Genomic DNA, 18,331 nt, shown 5'->3' with positions numbered 1-18,331 from the left:
CCCCCACCCGCTAACCCCCCCATATCCTTGCTTGCATTCCCCCCTTTTGCGGTGCTATCATGCTCGCTCTTGTTAGCCCCTGCTCCGTCGGAATCATCGAGATTTCTTGACGATTTCCCCGTCTGCGCGGGAGGCCGGAGGGGCGGGTAAGGAGGCCTGTCAGATGTACAAGACCATTTATGTCCCGGTCGACAATTCGGACTATTCGAATACCGCCGTCGACCTGGGAGTCCGGCTGGCCAAGATGTTCGGCTCCAAGATCGTCGGCAGCCACGTCTATGCCGCCAAGATGCACGATAAACGGTTCAAACAGATGGAGGCCGGCCTGCCGGAGGAATACCACGACGAAAAGGAGCTGGACCGGCAGCGCCAGATCCACGACTCCCTCATCACCCGCGGGTTGCAGATCATCACGGACTCCTACCTGGACTTCGTCGACAAGAAATGCACCGAGGCCAACCTCCCGCTCGAGCGGCGCTCGCTGGAGGGACGCAACTGGAAGGTGCTGGCCGAGGACATCAATGCCAACGCGTACGACCTCGTCATCATGGGCGCGCTCGGAGTGGGCGCGGTCAAGGACAGCGTCATCGGCAGCAACACCGAGCGGGTGGTGCGGCGCGTGCGGACCTCCGACATGCTCATCGTCAAGAACACCAGCCCCGTGCCGACCGGCAAGATCGTCGTGGCGGTGGACGGGAGCGCCTATTCGTTCGGCGGGCTGATGACCGGCCTGAGCCTGGGCAAGGCCCTGAACATGCCGGTCGAAGCCATCTCCGCCTTCGACCCCTACTTCCATTACGCGGCGTTCCACAGCATCGCCGGGGTGCTGAACGAGGAGGCCGGCAAGGTCTTCCGCTTCAAGGAACAGGAGAAGCTGCACGAGGAGATCATCGACAGCGGCCTGGCCAAGATCTACCAGTCCCACCTGGACATCTCCCGGGAGGTCGCCCAGGCCGAGCAGACCGACATCAAGACCACCCTGCTGGACGGAAAGGCGTTCGAGAAGGTCATCCAGTACGTCCGCAAGGAGCAGCCGTGGCTGCTCATCGTCGGCCGCATCGGCGTGCACAGCGACGAGGACATGGACATCGGCAGCAACACGGAAAACCTGCTCCGGGCCGCCCCGTGCAACATCCTGATCTCCAATCGCAAGTACACCCCGCCCATCGACACGCAGGCCGAGTACACGATCGCCTGGACCGAGGAGGCCCTGGCGCGGATGGAAAGGATTCCCGTGTTCGCCCGCGGGGTGGCCAAGACCGCGATCCACCGGTACGCGATCGAGAAGGGGCACACGATCATCAGCAACTCGGTCGTGGACGCCGCCGTCGGCCACATCCTGCCCAAGGGCGCCCTGGAAGCCATGAAGGCGCTGGGCGGCAGCCTGGACGCGGCGGGGATCGACCGCAACAAGATGCAGGCGGACGACGCCGTGGCCAAGGACCTCATGGGCTCCACGCTCAGCGGCATGATGACCCGGATCGTGGAGGAGAAGCCCGCGCCGGCGGTCAGCCCCGGCATGCAGGCCTACCTGGACCGGATGAACCAGACCTACTTCGTCTGCGACGGCTGCGGCTACGTCGGGAAGGGCGACACGCCGGTCAAGTGCCCGGTCTGCGGAGCCGAGGGCGGTCGCTTCAGGCAGGTGGACAAGGGCATCTTCGAGGCGGCGGCCAAGGCCGAAGGGACGCTGGAGACCGAGCTGGCCTACGACGACGTCCCGATGCAGTGGACCAAGGACGCCAAGGAAGCCATCCGGGCCGTGCCGGCCGGCTTCCAGCGGCGTCGTGCCAAGGCCAAGATCGAAAAGAGCGCCAGAAAGCTTGGTATGACCACGATCACGCTCGAGTTCGCAGCGCCGATGATCAAGGAAGCAGCGGCCGAGGACTACACCCCGATCTTCGCCAACAAGGGCGCCGGCACGTCGGCTGCGGCGGAAGCCCTGCTCGGCGAAGGGAATGGCCATGTCAACGGTTCCGGCGAACACGGAGGTGGCTCCATGTCCTCACCCGCCCCCTACACGTGGACTCCAGAGGCCCAGGCCCGGCTCGACCGCGTGCCGCCCGGCTTCATGCGCGATTGCACCCGCGCGCTGATCCAGAAGCACGCGGAGAAGGTCGGGGCGACGGTCATCACGATCGAAGTCGCCAACGAGGGCATCGAGCAGGCCAAGGGCGCGATGGAGGAGGCGATGAAGACCGGCAACCTGAAGGACGTCATCGAGCGTCTGACGGGAGCCGGGGCGTCGTCCGCCCAGTCCGGAACCGGTCACAATGGGTAAGTCCCTGCCGGTCTTTGATTTTTCGGCTCTCGCCGGCAAGCTCGGCTCCCTTGAGGGGCAGGTCACGCGTTTCGTTTCGCCGCCAACCGACGGCCGGACCGTCGACGACTTCAAGCCCTTCCTCGTCGCCCTCAACCTGACCAAGCGCTGCAACCTGAAGTGCGCCCATTGCTACCTGGACGCCACCACCAAGGCCGGCGGCGGAGCGGACGAGCTGACCACCGACGAGTGCTACCGGCTCATCGACCAGATCGCCGAGGTCAACCGCGGCTGCCTGCTCGTCATCACGGGCGGCGAGCCGCTCACCCGTCCTGACATCCTGGACATCGCCCGACACGCGGTGCGGACGGGCTTCATGGTCGTCTTCGGCACCAACGGGATGCTGATCAACGATCGGCTGGCCAAGGAGCTGGTCGAAATCGGCGTGATGGGCGTGGGGATCAGCATCGATTCGCTCGACTCCCGCAAACACGACGCGTTCCGCGGGGTCCCCGGGTCCTGGGAGGCCGCCGTCGCGGGAATCGAAGCCTGCAAGCGTAACGGGCTCCAGTTCCAGATCCACTTCAGCGCCCAGCCGATGAACTACCGGGAGCTGCCCGCCGTGGTCGAATGGGCTCACGGTCTGGGCGCCAAGGTGCTGAACGTCTTCTTCATGGTCTGCACCGGCCGGGGCGAGGAGCTGACCGACATCACGCCGGCCCAGTACGAGGAAGTCCTGGGCTACCTGGTCGAGTGCCAGGACCGGTACAAGGACATGCTCGTCCGGGCCAGATGTGCGCCGCACTTCAAGCGCTTGGCCTACGAGAAGGATCCCAACTCTCCGATCACCAAGGCGCAAGGGTACATGGGCGGGGGCTGCCTGGCCGGCACCAACTACGCCCGGGTCACGCCGAACGGCGAGCTCACGCCCTGTCCCTACATGCCGCTGTCGGCGGGAAACATCCGCGAGAAGAGCTTCGTGGATCTGTGGGAAAAGTCCGACATCTTCGACTCCTTCCGCTATCCCCACCTCAAGGGAAAGTGCGGGGACTGTGAATACAGCGAGATCTGCGGGGGGTGCCGCGCCCGGCCCTACGTGGACCACGGGGATTGGCTGGACGAAGACCAGTGGTGCCTCTACACGCCGAAGGGCGGCGACAAGGTGCGGGTCGCCTTCAATACGCCGGAGGACTGTCCGGCGGCTTGGGACGAGGCGGCGCAGACCCGGCTCAACCGGATCCCCTACTTCCTCCGTGCGATGGTCAAGAAGGGGGTCGAGCGGCACGCGCGCGAACAGGGCATTCCGGTGATCACCGTGGAGCTGATGGAAGAGCTCCGGAAGAAGCGCTTCGGCAACGACGCCCCCGTCTTCAAGTTCTGAATATGAGAAGGCGTCATTCGTCACGCGTCATGCGTCATTGGTATGAGGAGACTGTACAGGGTGGTTCCGCTATTCACGATTGACTCATGACGATTGACCAATGACGGGCCTTCAGGCTGTTCTCACCGACCTCAATCAGCTCATTCCGATCGTCAACCATTGGCTGCACCTCATGTCGGCCGTGATCTGGATCGGCGGCCTGGCCTTTCTCGTGATGGCCGTGACTCCGGGACTCAAGGCGGCCGTCCCCAGGGAATACGTCAAGCCGATCGCGGATGTCTTCTATCGGCAGTACAAGAAAGTGGTGGGCATCCTGTTGGCCGTGATCCTCTTCACCGGCGGCATCAACCTCCACTACGTCAACCAATTGCTGATCTCGCAGACCGGCGACGGCATTCCCCTCCACGCCAAGTACCTGACGATTTTCTTCGTCAAGCTGCTTTTGGTGCTCGGTATTCTCACCCTCTACCTCTATACGGTGATCTTTCGGACCGAGGCCACCGGCGAGGAAACGGAAGAAGAAAAGGAGGAGCAGCTCAACGAACCGATCCCCTTCCAGCGCGTCGCGCTCTGGATGGGCGTGCTGATCATCCTCTGCGCCGCCGCCCTCAAGCACCTGCACCAGTAACCTCCCCTGCAGCTTGCGTTCGGTATCCGAAGCAACACTGCCGGGACACCTTCTCCATTCCGTTCTCTTCCCATTCATTGAAGCTGGCCTGGGTGTATCAATTTATTTTATGGCGTATCTTCTTGGATACAGATCCGGCCTCCTCCCAGCCTGATCCACGGCCTGACCTGCGGAGCGATTCAGAGCCACGACAAGGCTTTCCATCTCTTTTCGGCCCTCAATGGCCGTTTCTCCTCCCTGGCACCCCAGTTGCTGGGATGCCAGCAGATGTCACCCGCCGCACCATGAGATTCCCTCTTGACAAAAATTCCTTTTCGGCGCTTCAGAAGTATGCAGCCCTTTACTTACTTCCTGGCGGGCCGACCCAGCGGGGAGGGTACCGCGATGTTTGGTCCCGGCGCCTCGGCTTCCCGGTTGCCCTGCACGCCTTCGCACCGGGCGCGCGGGCGCAACGCCTCACTGCCCCTCGATCCCCAGAGCGCCGCCATTCCGGACCGGAACGGCCGGATGATGTAATGGCTGAGCTGCTGTCAAAAGAGCATCGCATCCTTGAAAAAGGCTTCATGGAGTACCGGCCCTTCGGCGTGCAGCCTAACGGCGAGAAGGTCCGCGACACCACCGGCGTCAAGATTCGCGCTTATGTGGATTATCTCGAAGAGACCGTCGCACGGGGGCACGGTGCCGAAGCAGGCGAACGGGCGGTCCAGGAGCTATGTCGGCAGCTCAACGAGCGGATTCGCGACCCCGCCTACCACGTGACCCCCAAATTTTTGAGAAACGTCTGGAACAGCTACTCCTACGAATTTGTCTGTTTCCTTGGGGAGATCTGCAAAGACATCTCGGGCGATCCCCTGTTTTCGGCCCACGTCGGAGAAGAGAAGTTCCTCTCCGCCATCATCCAGACGCTCGGGCGCCCGTTCACGGTTCAACAAATCTACCAGCGGTTCCCGCACTTCGGGGAAAAATTCTCCTCGCTCATCCTCGGCGTCGAGCAGGTCACGGATCGCTCCGCCATCCTCAGCATGCGGTATCCGGAGGACGTGTCCCGGCAGTTCGGCCCCTATCGGAAGGCCTGCGCCGAGCTGATCTGCCAGTCCGCAAAAGCCGCCCTGGCGGCCGTTCCAGAAAAGATTCACCACTTAAGACGTGCGGTGATCAACGACCTGACCTGCGTGGTTAACGGGGACGACCGCTGCACGTGGGAGCTCCGTTGGGAGCCGCAGCAGCGCAGGCCCGTGGTCGAGATGGCCGTTGGGATTCTGGGCGGATGCACGGCTTTCGGGGTGCTGCACTTCCTCCTACCCGGACTCCCCCTGATCGGCGTGCTGAGCGTCGCGGCTCCCGCGGCCGTGGCGAGCTGGCTCGGTTATCGCCTGAAAATCCTCCGGAACTACGTGAAGACCCGAGACGAGCTGATCCAGGAGCAACTCCACTTCGTCGAGGCGAGACACGAAGAGCTCCGCGCCGTGTACCTGGAGCAGGAGCAAACGACGGTGGCGCTGAAGGAAAAGGTCAACCAATTGACGGCGCTGCACAACGCCGGTCTGGTCTTCAGCTCCACCCTCGACCGGGAAACGATCATCGAATCGGCCCTGCAGACCCTCGTGAAGAACCTCAAGTACGACAGGGCCATGATCTGCTTCTACGATCCGGAACGGCGGGTGTCGCACGACTTCCACGTTCACGGCGCGTCGCCCGAGGTCGCCGCGTTCGTCAGCTCCCTTGAGGTCCCGGCCGTCACCCTCGACGGCCCCGAGGCGATGGTGCTCCTGAAGGGGATCCCGCTGCTCGTGACCGACATCCGGGAAGTCTGGCCGCGCCTCCATCCCTTGAATCAACAGCTCGCGACGCTCACGCAGGTCAAGTCGTTCATCTCGGTTCCGCTGAAGGTGAAAGACCGCATCCTCGGCGCTCTCATGGTGGACCGCGCCCAGGAAGGCGTCCTGTCCATGGACGATCTGAACCTGATGGTGACGTTCGCCAATCAAGTCGCGATCGCCCTGACCAACGTGGATGCCTACCATCAAATCGAAGAGCTCTACGTGGGCCTCGAGGAAAAGGTGCGCGAGCGCACACTCGAACTGGAACGGGCCGACCGCCACCGGTCCATGTTCCTGTCGCACGTGTCGCACGAGCTGCGCACCCCGCTCACGTCCGTCAAGGGGTTCGTCGAAAACTTGTTGAGCGGGGTCGCCGGCCCCTTGTCGGACAGGCAACAGACCTACCTGGCCAGGATCGGGATCAACGCCGACCGCCTGATCCGCATGATCGCCAACCTGCTGGACCAGACCCGCATCGATCAAGGGAAGATCGACCTCTCCCCGGCTGAAGTGGACCTGCGGAAGTTCGCGGCCGATGTCGTCGAGCAACTGCGGCCGTCGGCGACGGCGAAGCAACAGAGGCTCGAGGCGGTTTTTCCCGACAGCCCGATCAAGGTCTGGGCCGACGCGGACTGCCTGATCCAGATCTTCACGAACCTCGTGCACAACGCCATCAAGTTCACGCCCGTCGAGGGACGCGTCAACGTCGTGGTTAGCAGGGGCGGGCAGCACGCTCACGTATTCGTGACGGACACGGGGCGGGGCATTCCGACCGACGTCATTCCCACCCTTTTCAACCCGTTCTCGCGGATCGGCCAGACGCGAGAGGTCGGCGAGAAGGGGCTCGGCCTCGGGCTGTCCATCGTGAAGACCCTGGTCGAGCTTCACGGCGGAGTCGTCTCGGTTCAGAGCAAGGAGGGAGAGGGCTCAACGTTCCGATTCACCGTGCCGCTCAGCCCGGCCGTGCGGGAGAGCGAGAGCCGCGGGCGGGCGGGCGGCAAACGCATTCTCGTCGTGGACGACGACCCGGACATCCGGCAACTCCTGATGGACCGGTTGAACACCTACGGATACGAGGTCGAGACGGCCAGCGGGGGAAGCGCGGCGCTGGACGTCCTCAGAGGCACGGCGTTCGACGGCATGATCCTGGACATCGGCATGCCCGACATGGACGGGGTGGAGGTGCTCCGGCTGATCCGGGAGCGATACAGCGAGATCCCGATCATCATGGTCACCGCCTCCGGCTCCAAGGAGCGGGCGGTCCAGGCCGTGAACATGGGCGCTCAGGCCTACCTCTTGAAGCCGTTCGAGGCCGCGCAGTTGAAGGAAACGGTGGAACGCTGGTTCGGCCCGGCCACCTGAGGAGGAGCGACCATGCTAGCTGACAGGCGGATCGGCATTCTGGTTGTCCATGGCGTCGGCGAACAAAAGTGCTTCGAGCATCTCGAGGAGATTGCCGGCAACCTGTACAACGCCCTGGCCAAGGATCCTGCTCGCCAGGCCCACGTGCAGATCGGTCTGGGGAACCAAGCCCCGCTTCACTCGCCGACGTGGGGCTGGCAAGAGACGCCTGCATCGGTCCGCTGGCGGTCCGAGCTAGGGGGATGGATCGAGGCGGTCTTCAGAGAGGTCCATTGGGCGGATTTGGACGAGCCCATGACCGTGAGACGCTGGATAGATTTCGTTCTTTGGGCCTTGGCCATGCCCGGAGTCCGCCCCTACAACGTCTCTCCGGCATCGGTCACGCAAGTCGGGCTGCGTCGGCTGCCCAGAAGGCTGACGCGGGTCGAGACGATAAGAACGCGGGCCGAGCTCTTTGGCGTCTCTTTGCTCTTTTTGCTGATCCTGCTGAGCATCAACCTGTTCAATGCCGTTCTCGCCCGCTTGTCCATTAAATTGTCCCCGCTGGAGAAGGCACAGGAGACGCTGTACAACTTCGTGGGCGACGTCAAGTTGTATCAAGACTGGTTCGTGCGGATGGACAACAACCTGGAAGCGATCGGCGAGAAATCGCGGGTGGCGATCCGCCGGCGCATGGTGCGTGCGTTGCTCCGCACCGCCGAAGCGGTGCGAACCGGAGAACTCGACGGGTATTACATCTTTGCCCACAGCCTCGGCACGGTGGTCGCCTTCAACGGTCTGATGGAGCTGAACGGAATCCTGCCTCGCTATCTGACGGAAGAAGAGTGGAACGGGCTGAATCCCGTCTTTAAGGCGTCGGACCAGAACCAGAACCTGTACGACCAGGCCCCCCGTCGTCCCCCCTGGATCCAACCGACCGATCAGATCGACCGACGGCAATTGTTTGCGGGTCTGCGCGGGTTTCTGACCATGGGGAGCCCGTTGGACAAATTCGCCGCTCTCTGGCCCTTGATCGTCCCCATCAACGCGCAGCCTCTCCCCAACCCCGTGCCCTGGGTGAACGTCGCCGACCGCCAGGACATCGTGGCCGGAACGATCGACCTCTTTTCAGGGACCAACAACGTGGGGGGACTGCAGTTGACCAACGTTCCGTGGGCGGATCAGGTCTCGCCCTTCACCGCCCATACCTCCTATTGGAAGGTCAATGCGCGGAACCCGGACCGGCTCATCGACCGACTGATTCCCTGGCTGGAGGGACGTCCTTTGGTCCCCCCCGCCGACCGTTTTCCGTCCTTCCTGGCTCCAGGCCTCTTCTGGTTGTGGATCCTGCTCTCAAGCGGCGCCCTCCTCGTGCTCATGGGCAGTGGTCCGTGGCTCCTTGAACGCATGTTCGATCTCTGAGGTGCGACCATGGAGAGTTACCTGGCCTCGCTAGGAAGATGGGTGAGCAGACTCCTCACGCTCGGAGTGTTTGCGGTGCTGTCCTGCTCCTTCATCCGCTGGATGTGGGAAGAAGCGAAACTCGGCAGATGGGAGAAGGAGCATAAGGCCACTATCCGGGAATTATCCCGCGAAGAGCCGCATAAACAATGAAGATCTCGATCGGTTTCTCCCCCCAGGCACCGTTCCTCCTTAACATGGAAGGAGCAGGCCATGAAGCGACTCACCGCCACCGCGGCCTCCCTGTGTTTTGCCATGGCAACCGTTGCTTTTGGCGCGGAACAGGCCGCGTCGCTGCAGGCGCCTCCGCGTGATCTGAGCGACCCCTGTCTGTTCAATGGCAGGGTGAAGTTGACTCCATCGGAACGGGCGGGCTGCGAGATCTGGTTCAAGGCCGCTGCGGGGACCGCCCGGTTCTTCACCTACGTGTTCCAGCAACGGCTCGGCACGTTGGTTGACTGGTACGGCGTCATGAAGGCGCCGGCCAGAGCCACGCGATTCGACGAGTGGGGCCTCGTCAACGATCCGGCCTGTTGCAAGCCCGGAGACCCGGATTGCCCGGCCAAGAGCCTCGAAGAGACCTACGGCTTCGATTACTGTCCCGGTGATGAAGTCCTGCTGACCTACGTCGGCAAGCACGGGTACAAGGATCCGGCCTGCGAGCTCAACGACGCAACACCTTCGAGAGAAGAGATCGAAGGCGGAATACGGTTCCCCAAGAAGCTGTGGCAAAGCCCTTGCGATCTGGAGTTTGGCACGTCCGCCGGCGCGATGGGATTCCGCAAGTTTCCCAACCCCAGGTTCGACCGGGAGGCCTGGGCGAAGCTCAACAAGGGCCTGGCCACGTGGGACGGGTTCCGCAAGAAACTCTCCGACGGCTCCGTCGAACCGCCGTTCCTCGTCGGCATGGCCTGCGGGGCCTGCCACATCGCCTTCGATCCTTTGAAGCCGTTCAAGCCGCCGCACAGCCCCGCCTATCCGGCCGCGGAGAACCTGTCCGGAACGGTCGGCAACCAGTACTCGCGAGTCCTGCCCATCTTCGTTTCAGGGATGCCGAGACAAAGCCTGGAGTGGCAGGTCTTCGCGCTCGTGCGGCCCGGCACCGTGGACACCTCGGCCATTCCGACGGATCAGGTCAACAACACCGGCACGATGAACGCCCTCATCAACCTCAAACGGCGACCCACCTTTCCCCACGACGTTCGGAAGTGGCGCCCGGTCAAGAGCGGCGAGCAGTGCACAATCACCTCCGAGCAGGAGCAGTGCTGGTGCGAGCCGGGGAAGGACGGCAAGAAATGTTGGAAGAAGAGCCTGAAGCGGGAGCAGGTCCACAACATCCTGAAGGGCGGCGAAGACAGCATCGGCGCCTTGGAAGCCCTCCAACGCGTGTACATCAACATCGGGAGCTGCGCCGAATCCGCCTGGGTCAACCACCTGACCGACATGATGCAGCTCGATCCCCGTCTGAGGGGATACGGCCAGACGCCGATGGACATCGGGCAGGCCCGACGCGATTGTCCGAACTTCCGCGCCATCGAAGACCGCCTACCCGACCTTCTCAATTACTTGATGACCGGGGCCCCGGCGGACTTGCGTGAAGCCAGGGAGAACGAACGGAGACTCAAGGACCCCGATGCGCGGTACACCGAGGCCGACCTCGTCAAGGATTTGGAGGCCGATTTGCGCGCCGACGTAGAACGGGGCAGGCGGATTTTCGCCAAGAAATGCGCCGGCTGCCACAGCAGCCTGCCGGAGGACCAGGAGAACGGAAAGTTCGTTGACCGTGACTTCCGCGCTCTCGATCCGGCGACCGGTCTCAGGAAGGACTGGCTCGGCAACGACAAGCCCACCGCCGTCACCAAGCTCGAAGTGAACGCCTCGCGCGCGCTCCACTCCAACCACATGAAAGGCCATCTCTGGGAAGAGTATTCGTCGGAAACCTATCGAGGCCGGTCATCCGTAACCCTGCCGATGTCCATGGATGACGAGCCGGCACGCCATTCGATGACCGCGGACGGGGGGCGCGGCTATTACCGAAACGTTTCGCTCCTGAGCCTGTGGGCCTATGCGCCGTTCATGCACGACAATGCAACCGGCCCGGAGCTCTGCGGCGGCCCGGCAAAACCGCCCGCCTGCGAACCCTTCGATCCCTCCGTGGAGGGTCGCTACCGCCTCTTCAAGAAATCCATGGACCAACTGTTGAACCCGGACAAGCGAAGCCGCAAGGTCACGCCCACGAACGGGGCCAAGCACATAGGTCCGCTGGGGATGGAGTTGATCTTCCCCGACGGCAAGCCGGCCGCCCTGATCGGCAATTACCGGCACAAGGAGTTCATCAACGACTTCAAAGGCTTCCTCGCCGAGCTTCGGCTCGCCTTCCCCGACCTCCAGAATGCCATGTCCAAGCCCGAGCAATTCGGGACCGATTTGCAGAAGGCCCTTGCCGACCCCGGGCAGTTCACGAAACTGAAAGGCAAGTTCGCCTCGCGTTTCGGGCCCGAGAAAGGCGAGCAGCACGCCAAGGCCACTCTGCAAGCCTTTGCGGAGATCCTGGGCAACCCCAAGAGCGTGCTGGACAAAGCGCATGACCTATCGGAGGTGTACAGCAACAGCGTCGATCTTGACGAAAACAAGGGGACTCCCTCGGGCCATCCGCTCTACGAGTTGTTCGAGGACGGCCGCTTGACGCAACAGGACAAAAACGACCTTACGGCGTTCCTGGCCACGTTGTAAACGCCCGCCCCGCCCGCGACAGGAGGAACCTATGATCCGTCTATGCGCCTTGCGCCGAAGTTGGCTGTTCGCCTCCATCCTGGTCGCCGCCGCGCCTGTGTCGGTCCTCGCGGCCGGGCCGCCCGGCGAACCTGCTCCGCCGGTGAGCTACGCTCCCGCCGATCAATATCCGCAGGACGAGGCACAGTGCAAAGCCAGGCTGGAGAAAGAGCTGCCTGTCGCGGCGCGTTCCGAGGAGTATTACCGTTGCAAGATGGATTTCGCCCGATTGGAGCACGACTATCCCCTCACGGGGAACGACCTGGCCAAGATCACCCGGAGCAACCTCCAGGCGGCCGACCAAGAGCAACTAGACCAGATTTACGCCAGATTGACGGCCGGTGCGATTCCCGACGGGCCCTACGAGGTCCATCTCTTCCGCCCCAGAGACTTTGGGCCGTCCTTGCAGATCGCGCAGATGCTGGCCGGAGAGCGGTTGAAGGGGCTCGCGCTTTTGCTGAGCAAGCCGAAAGAGCAACGCGAGGAGCTCGTCCGGCAGCTCTGGCGGGGCAAGGTGTTCGACAAAAGCCAGCGGATTGTCCGCACCAAAATCGGGGACCTTGCCAAGCTCTCCTCCCTCATCTCGCCGAAGAGGGAGGAGGGGGTGACGACGAAACAATCGCCGGGGGCTGCACAGGAGCCCTTGCTGTTCCCGGCCAAGGTCTATTGCGGACAGAGCCTCCTGGACGGCCGGCGTGAGGCCATCGTCATCGATTATGCCTACAGCCACGAAATTCCCGGGTACGTGAAGGAAATCGACTGGCTGACCGGCCCTCAGGGTTTGCAAGTCCGGGATGAACTCCGCATGGTCAGGCCGGGCTTGTACCTCGGTCGGGTCTACATGGGGAGAATGTTCTTCATGAACATGATCCTGTACAAGGAAGACCTGGCCAGGCAGAACCCCTCATCCACGGACCAGGACTGCTGGGTCGGGACCCAGCGTATCGCCGGAGGCGCGAGGTAGTCGCGTCTCACGCCCCTTCGCCCGCCTGATCGCGACAACGCCTCCTGTATCGGACAGTATAGCTACTTATCGCTTTCGATACAGCCTCACCGGTGCGGTTTCGTCTCCACCGCGACAACACAAATAGAATCAGCCAGTTAGGAGATCCCGCTCCCGGGCAGCCCTGGCACGACCGTTGCTGAAGGAAGTGGGTGCGCGGGCGGACTCTCAGCCGCCCAGATCCTTTCACCAAGGAGGAAGGACCATGGCCTGGGGAATCGTCGTATCGGGATTCACCTTGTTCGGCATGCTCGTGCTGGCCGTGATCAGCGCCAGGATGGATGACGCGGGGGCGGGCCCCACATGCCAGGAGCGCCCTGGCCCCGCTGACACCCCGCCGGCCATGCCAGAGAGTCGTTCGGGGGAGAAGACTTTCAAGGCAGCCGCGTAGGCACGGCGGGCAGCCGGCCTCGCACCGAACGGGAGAGCGGACGATGAGCGTCTCGTTGCGGTCTTTGTACACCTATGTCCTCGTCGTGGACGATGACCTCCACGCCAGGGACACGCTGCGCCTCATGCTGCACGAGGAGGGGTATCTGGTGCACTGCACCGGTCTTGGGAGGGACGCGCTCGAACGGGCCTCCCACCAGTCCTACAGCGTCGTGCTGCTCGACATCAAGCTACCGGACCTGAACGGGCTTGCCGTGCTGGAACGGCTGCAGGGAATCGACCCGACGCTTCCCGTCGTCCTCCTCACGGGCTACGCCACGGTCGAGAACACGATCATCGCGCTGAACAGAGGGGCATTCGCCTACATCACCAAGCCTTACAATCCGGAAGAGATCAGAGCGCTGGTGCGGCGGGCGGTCGAAGTCAGGACCCTGGCGGTCAAGTCACAGCAGGTGGAGCGGGCCTTGCGCGAGAGCGAAGCCCGGTTCCGCTCGGTCGTGGAATCGGCGCCCGACGCGATCATCCTGTCCGACGATCAAGGCCGCATCATCTCCTGGAACAAGAGCGCCCAGCGGTTCTTCGGCTACTCGGAGGGAGAGGTCCTGGGCCGGCCGTTGACGCTCTTGATGCCGACCCGTTATCGCGAGGCCCATCAACGAGGGTTGACCCGACTCCGCACGACGAACGAGCCCTGCGTGACCGGCCGGACGATCGAGCTGCACGGCCTGCGCAAAGACGGCGGCGAATTTCCCCTGGAGCTCTCCCTCGCCATGTGGCGCACCGAATCCGGCACCTTCTTCAGCGGGATCATCCGCGACATCACCGAGCGCAAGCAGGCGCAGGACCAACTGATCCAGGCCGAAAAACTGGCCAGCCTCGGCACGCTGGTTTCCGGCATGGCCCACGAGATCAACAACCCCATCCAGGGCATCCTGGGTATGGCCGAGATCATCCAGGAGGAGACCGATCCGGCCAGGATCAAGGAGTTCTCCAGGGACATCGCCCTGTACTCCAAGCACGTGGCGGCCGTGGTTCGCGACCTGGTCTGCTACGCCAGGCCCGCCTCGCTCGACGAGGAGACGAGCCTCGATCTCTGCGAGCGGCTGATGGAAGCGATCAAGATGGTGCGTCGAGGACCGGATTTCGGCCTGGTGCAGGTGGCGACGGAGTTCCACGCCGCCCCCAAGGTCCGCGCCCGACGGACCGAGATCGACCAGGTGTTCGTCAATCTGATCAGCAACGCCGTGCAAGCCATGGAGGGGAAGGGCACGCTCACGCTGACCGTACAGCAAGGGGCTCGGGACATTCTCGTCCGCGTATCGGACACCGGGTGCGGCATCCCGCGGTCGTTGCTCGGAAAGGTCTTCGATCCGTTCTTCACGACGAAGGACCCCGGAAAAGGCACGGGGCTGGGGCTGAGCATCGCCTACAAGATCGTGGCCAAGTACGGAGGGCGGATTTCCATCCAGAGCGAGGAAGGACGCGGGACGAGCTTTACGGTCCTGTTCCCCGTCCGTGAACCGTCAACGCAGGAGGTCAGCCATGAACCCCAAGAGTCTGTCTGCCGCGAGCCATTCGAACGGACGGATCGGACGCGTGCTTGTCGTGGACGACGAGCCGCAGGTGAGAAAGCCGATCTGCCTGAATCTCACCAGGGCCGGCTATGAAGTCGTGGAGGCGGAGGACGGAGAGCAGGCCATCGCCACCCTCAACGCGGACGACAATCCGCTGATGGTGGACACCATCCTCTGCGACATCCGCATGCCCAAGATCAGCGGGACGCAGGCGATCACCTACTTCCGGGCCCAATACCCGTCGGTCCCGATCGTCGTCCTCACCGGCTATCCGGACGTCGACATGGCCGTCGCATTGATGAAACAAGGCGTGGTGGACTATCTGGTCAAGCCGGTCTCCAAGGACCACCTGCTCTCGGTGGTCCGGCGATCCGTGGATCGGCACGCGATCTTCGGAGACCAGTTTACCGCTTAGCTCAGCGAGGCCAACGTCGCTCGTCGTGCGTCTCTCGTCATTCGGGGGAGGAGGACTCTCCCAGCCGATCAACGAAGGACGCTTGATGAGTGCCGCCGTTACGGAGGGCTCAAGGCCGGCGCCTTGACGACTTCGACCCCGGGAGGGACCTGAAAGTCGAACAGGGCGCTCTTCAGCCCGACGTTGGCCTTGAGGTTGGTGAAGTGGAACGTGGAGACGTTCCCGCTGATCTCGTGGATGGACACCCGCTTGATGAAGTAGGTCTTGGGCTGCACCTCCAAGACGATCCGGCTCACGGTTCTCACCGATTCGTGTCCGACCGGCTTGGGCAGAAGCGTCACCAGCGGAAGCCCGCCCTCGCCCCGTTCCGTGCCGGCCCCCTGGTCCAGGTCGAACTGCTCCTCCAGCTTGGCGACCCCCTGCAGGAGCTGCAGCGGCGCCTGGGAGGCGGCCATCTGCGTCAGCTTGCCCACGAGCACCTGCTTGTGCTCGGGCACGTACATCATCACATCGTTCTGGTTGACGTAAATCTCCTCCACGTTCGGGTCCAGGTAATCCCAGCGGAGACGGCCAGGTTTCTTGATGTACATCCGCCCGCCGGACTTGATGGGAGTGGCGAATCCCTCGATCTTGGTGCTCTGAGTGAACTCGGCCTGGAGATCGCGGGTCTGCTCGTACCGGGCCTGCAGCTTCTTGACGACCGCCCGGACTTCCCGCCCGTCTTTCGCCTCTTCCGCCGCAATCGGGACGGGAGCCGGCAAGGCGCACAGGCCGAGGAGCATCACAGCCAGGGTCGTCCCTACGAGCCTCACGCCTCGCCCCCCCCGACCGGCCCGCGGCGCCCCAGCACTTCGCGCCGCCCGTCCCGGCCCGGCGCGCTCACGATCCCGTCCTGTTCCATCTGTTCGATCATGCGGGCCGCCCGCGGGTACCCGACACGGAGCCGCCGCTGGATGAGGGAAGCCGACGCCTGTCCGGACGACAGGACCAGGTCCTTGGCCTGCTCGTAGACCTCGTCCCGCGCCTCTTCCTCCGCCGCCTCCTCCTGGCGCAGCGACTGCAGCTCCTCGCTGTAGGCCGGAGACGCCTGCTTCTTGACGAAGTCCACCACCTGCCTGACGTCGTCGTCGGCCACGAAAGACCCGTGCAGACGGGCGAGCTGGCCGGTGCCGGACAGGAACAGCATGTCGCCGCGCCCCAGCAAGGCCTCCGCGCCGTTGGCATCGAGGATGGTGCGGGAATCCGTCTTGGACGAGACTCGGAACGCGATACGGGCCGGGAAGTTGGCCTTGATCAGGCCCGTGAGCACGTCCACCGAAGGCCGCTGGGTGGCCAGCACCAGGTGGATGCCGGAGGCCCGGGCCATCTGGGCCAGGCGCGCGATCTTCTCCTCCACCTCCTTGGGCGCCACCATCATCAGGTCGGCCAGCTCGTCGATCACGACCACGATGTAGGGGAGCGGGGCCGGCGGCGTGCTCGGCTCGGCGGCCGGCGAGCCCCCCGCGCCTTCCGCAAGCGCGGCGCTCTCTCCCGCGGAGAGTCGCGCCTCCTCGGAGAGGAACTCGATCGGCTGGTCCGGCTGACCAGGCTCCCCCGAGGAAGACTGCGGGAGGACGCCCTGCTCCTCGGCCACCTTGCGATTGTAAGCGTCCACGTTGCGGACGCCGGCCTCGGCCAGCAGTTGATACCGCCGCTCCATTTCCTGGACCACCCACCCGAGGCCCCGCGCCGCCGACTTGGGATCGGTGATCACGGGGCGCAGCAGGTGGGGAATGCCGTCGTAAGACTTGAGCTCCAGCATCTTGGGATCGATCAGCAGGAGCTTGACCTCGTCCGGCCTGGTCGAGAAGAGAAGGCTCATGAGAATGGTGTTGAGGCCGACGCTCTTGCCCGCGCCGGTGGCGCCCGCCACCAACAGGTGCGGCATGGTCTTCAGATCGGCCGTGGCGGGCTGGCCGAAAATGTCCTTGCCCAGCGCCAGCGCGAGCTTGGAGCGGGCTTGCGATTTTGAAAAGGCGTCGCTCGTGATGACCTCCTTCAGGGACACGGTCTCCCGGCACCGGTTGGGAACCTCGATGCCCACGACCGCCTTCCCGGGCAACGGCGCCACGATGCGGATGCTCTCCGCCTTGAGCGCCAGCGCCAGGTCGTCGGCCAAGTTCACGATGCGCGCCACCTTCACGCCGGGCGCCGGCTCGAACTCGTACATGATCACGACCGGGCCCGGATGGACCTCCGTGACCTTGCCCTCGATCCCGAAGCTCAGCAGCGCCTTCGTCAGCACTTCGGACTGGGCTTTCAGCTCCTCGTCGCTCATCCGGTCCATGGGGCCGGAGGGATCGCTCAGCAGCTCGCGCGGATCGGGCAGAACGTAGTCGCTGGACATGGTCGAGACCGCGGCGGTCACGACGACCGGCGCCTCCCGGTCCGCCTCCCCGATGTCCTCGGTTGCCCTGGCCCGCATCTCCTCCGGGGCCGAGACTGGCGCCGGCTGCTGGACCTCTGCCTCTTCCCTCTCCGGCTCAGGAGGACGCACGATCTTGACCGGCTTCGCCTTGGCCCGTTTGACCTTCTCGCCCTTGCCCGCCTTTTCCGTCGGCGTCGGCAGCAGGGCGACCGCGGCCTCCACGGCCGATTCCCACCACTCCGGAAGCCGGCGGCCGAGCTCCGCGAGGGACATGGGCGTCGCCAGCAGGAGAGAGACCAGGAGCCCGGCGATGACGAGGATGTGCGCGCCCGTGCTGGCGAAGTAACTGCGCAAGCCCTCGGCGAGGACGTAGCCCGTCGCGCCTCCCGCCGTACCGCGGAAGACCCACCCGCTCGAGATGGTCGGCACCGCCGTGACCTCCAGGTGGAGCAGCCCGCTCAGGAAGAACACCGCAGCGGCCGAGCCGGCCGCGCTGCGCAGAGTCACGCTGAGCGCCCCCTCGACGAAGCACCGGCCGCCCAGCATGGCGAGCAGAAACGGCAGGAGATAGGCGCCGCCCCCGATCAGCCAGAACAGCGCCGCGGCCATCGTCGCACCGACCGTCCCGATCATGTTCCGGGCTTGAGGCACGGAGGCGTCCGTCGCCGCACCGCCGAACAGCAGGCGATCCGTCGGCGTGTAAGACACCAGGCTGAGGAGGGACAGGAGGCTGAGGGTGATCAGGAGAACCCCGATGACCTCGTGCTTCAGATGGGAGGATTCACGGGAGGTGGGGCGAGCGTCACCGCGCTTCGCCGTGCTGGATACCCCCATAGGCCGGCATGGTAACACCTCGGCCGGCAAGGGGCAAGGGGTGAG

12 protein-coding genes are annotated in these 18,331 nt (G+C 64.0%); 10 read left to right on the top strand and 2 right to left on the bottom strand.

Going from position 1 to position 18,331, the window contains the following annotated elements:
• Positions 1-163: 163 nt before the first annotated feature.
• The 10 genes from AB1411_05005 (at position 164) to AB1411_04960 (ending at position 15,045) form a co-directional block, all read left to right on the top strand.
• Positions 164-2,281 carry a universal stress protein gene (locus AB1411_05005; protein MEW6542954.1) on the top strand — a complete coding sequence of 706 codons (2,118 nt, stop codon included), beginning with the start codon at positions 164-166 and terminating at the stop codon, positions 2,279-2,281.
• A complete protein-coding gene (locus AB1411_05000; GenBank protein MEW6542953.1) occupies positions 2,274-3,641 on the top strand; it encodes a radical SAM protein in 1,368 nt (455 codons plus the stop codon). Before AB1411_05005 ends, AB1411_05000 begins: the two co-directional genes overlap by 8 nt.
• Positions 3,642-3,741: 100 nt before the next feature.
• On the top strand, positions 3,742-4,269 hold the full coding sequence (locus AB1411_04995; GenBank protein ID MEW6542952.1) for a hypothetical protein: 528 nt from the start codon (positions 3,742-3,744) through the stop codon (positions 4,267-4,269).
• Between the two features lie 384 nt (positions 4,270-4,653).
• Positions 4,654-4,785 carry a hypothetical protein gene (locus AB1411_04990; GenBank protein MEW6542951.1) on the top strand — a complete coding sequence of 44 codons (132 nt, stop codon included), beginning with the start codon at positions 4,654-4,656 and terminating at the stop codon, positions 4,783-4,785.
• Complete coding sequence (locus AB1411_04985; GenBank protein MEW6542950.1) at positions 4,785-7,451, top strand: response regulator; 2,667 nt, start codon at positions 4,785-4,787, stop codon at positions 7,449-7,451. The genes AB1411_04990 and AB1411_04985 overlap by 1 nt, the downstream gene beginning before the upstream one ends.
• Before the next feature lie 12 nt (positions 7,452-7,463).
• Positions 7,464-8,852 carry a hypothetical protein gene (locus AB1411_04980; protein ID MEW6542949.1) on the top strand — a complete coding sequence of 463 codons (1,389 nt, stop codon included), beginning with the start codon at positions 7,464-7,466 and terminating at the stop codon, positions 8,850-8,852.
• Positions 8,853-9,104: 252 nt separating this feature from the next.
• Positions 9,105-11,624, top strand: coding sequence for a cytochrome c (locus AB1411_04975; protein ID MEW6542948.1), 2,520 nt, complete (start codon positions 9,105-9,107; stop codon positions 11,622-11,624).
• A 31-nt stretch (positions 11,625-11,655) separates the two neighbouring features.
• Positions 11,656-12,627 carry a hypothetical protein gene (locus tag AB1411_04970; protein ID MEW6542947.1) on the top strand — a complete coding sequence of 324 codons (972 nt, stop codon included), beginning with the start codon at positions 11,656-11,658 and terminating at the stop codon, positions 12,625-12,627.
• 473 nt (positions 12,628-13,100) lie between these two features.
• On the top strand, positions 13,101-14,723 hold the full coding sequence (locus AB1411_04965) for a PAS domain S-box protein (GenBank protein ID MEW6542946.1): 1,623 nt from the start codon (positions 13,101-13,103) through the stop codon (positions 14,721-14,723).
• Positions 14,680-15,045 carry a response regulator gene (locus tag AB1411_04960; protein ID MEW6542945.1) on the top strand — a complete coding sequence of 122 codons (366 nt, stop codon included), beginning with the start codon at positions 14,680-14,682 and terminating at the stop codon, positions 15,043-15,045. Before AB1411_04965 ends, AB1411_04960 begins: the two co-directional genes overlap by 44 nt.
• A 98-nt stretch (positions 15,046-15,143) precedes the next feature.
• Here the strand turns inward: AB1411_04960 and AB1411_04955 are convergent, their stop codons facing one another.
• Together AB1411_04955 and AB1411_04950 are read right to left on the bottom strand one after the other, a co-directional pair.
• The gene (locus AB1411_04955) at positions 15,144-15,857 is read right to left on the bottom strand and encodes an outer membrane lipoprotein carrier protein LolA (protein ID MEW6542944.1); all 714 of its coding nucleotides are present in this window, start codon (positions 15,855-15,857) and stop codon (positions 15,144-15,146) included.
• Positions 15,854-18,286 (bottom strand): DNA translocase FtsK, encoded by a 2,433-nt coding sequence (locus AB1411_04950; protein MEW6542943.1) that lies wholly within the window; start codon positions 18,284-18,286, stop codon positions 15,854-15,856. Before AB1411_04950 ends, AB1411_04955 begins: the two co-directional genes overlap by 4 nt.
• Positions 18,287-18,331 lie beyond the last annotated feature (45 nt).

The sequence above is a fragment of the Nitrospirota bacterium genome, from assembly GCA_040757595.1.
Lineage (GTDB): Bacteria > Nitrospirota > Nitrospiria > Nitrospirales > Nitrospiraceae > JBFLWP01.
Note: the sequence above shows the minus strand (reverse complement) of the source record. Positions and strands in the feature narration are given on the sequence as shown.

Coding starts and splice junctions, on each gene's coding strand:
- AB1411_05005 (MEW6542954.1), top strand. CDS start 164: ATGTACAAGACCATTTATGTCCCGGTCGACAATTCGGACTATTCGAAT.
- AB1411_05000 (MEW6542953.1), top strand. CDS start 2,274: ATGGGTAAGTCCCTGCCGGTCTTTGATTTTTCGGCTCTCGCCGGCAAG.
- AB1411_04995 (MEW6542952.1), top strand. CDS start 3,742: ATGACGGGCCTTCAGGCTGTTCTCACCGACCTCAATCAGCTCATTCCG.
- AB1411_04990 (MEW6542951.1), top strand. CDS start 4,654: ATGTTTGGTCCCGGCGCCTCGGCTTCCCGGTTGCCCTGCACGCCTTCG.
- AB1411_04985 (MEW6542950.1), top strand. CDS start 4,785: ATGGCTGAGCTGCTGTCAAAAGAGCATCGCATCCTTGAAAAAGGCTTC.
- AB1411_04980 (MEW6542949.1), top strand. CDS start 7,464: ATGCTAGCTGACAGGCGGATCGGCATTCTGGTTGTCCATGGCGTCGGC.
- AB1411_04975 (MEW6542948.1), top strand. CDS start 9,105: ATGAAGCGACTCACCGCCACCGCGGCCTCCCTGTGTTTTGCCATGGCA.
- AB1411_04970 (MEW6542947.1), top strand. CDS start 11,656: ATGATCCGTCTATGCGCCTTGCGCCGAAGTTGGCTGTTCGCCTCCATC.
- AB1411_04965 (MEW6542946.1), top strand. CDS start 13,101: ATGAGCGTCTCGTTGCGGTCTTTGTACACCTATGTCCTCGTCGTGGAC.
- AB1411_04950 (MEW6542943.1), bottom strand. CDS start 18,286: ATGGGGGTATCCAGCACGGCGAAGCGCGGTGACGCTCGCCCCACCTCC.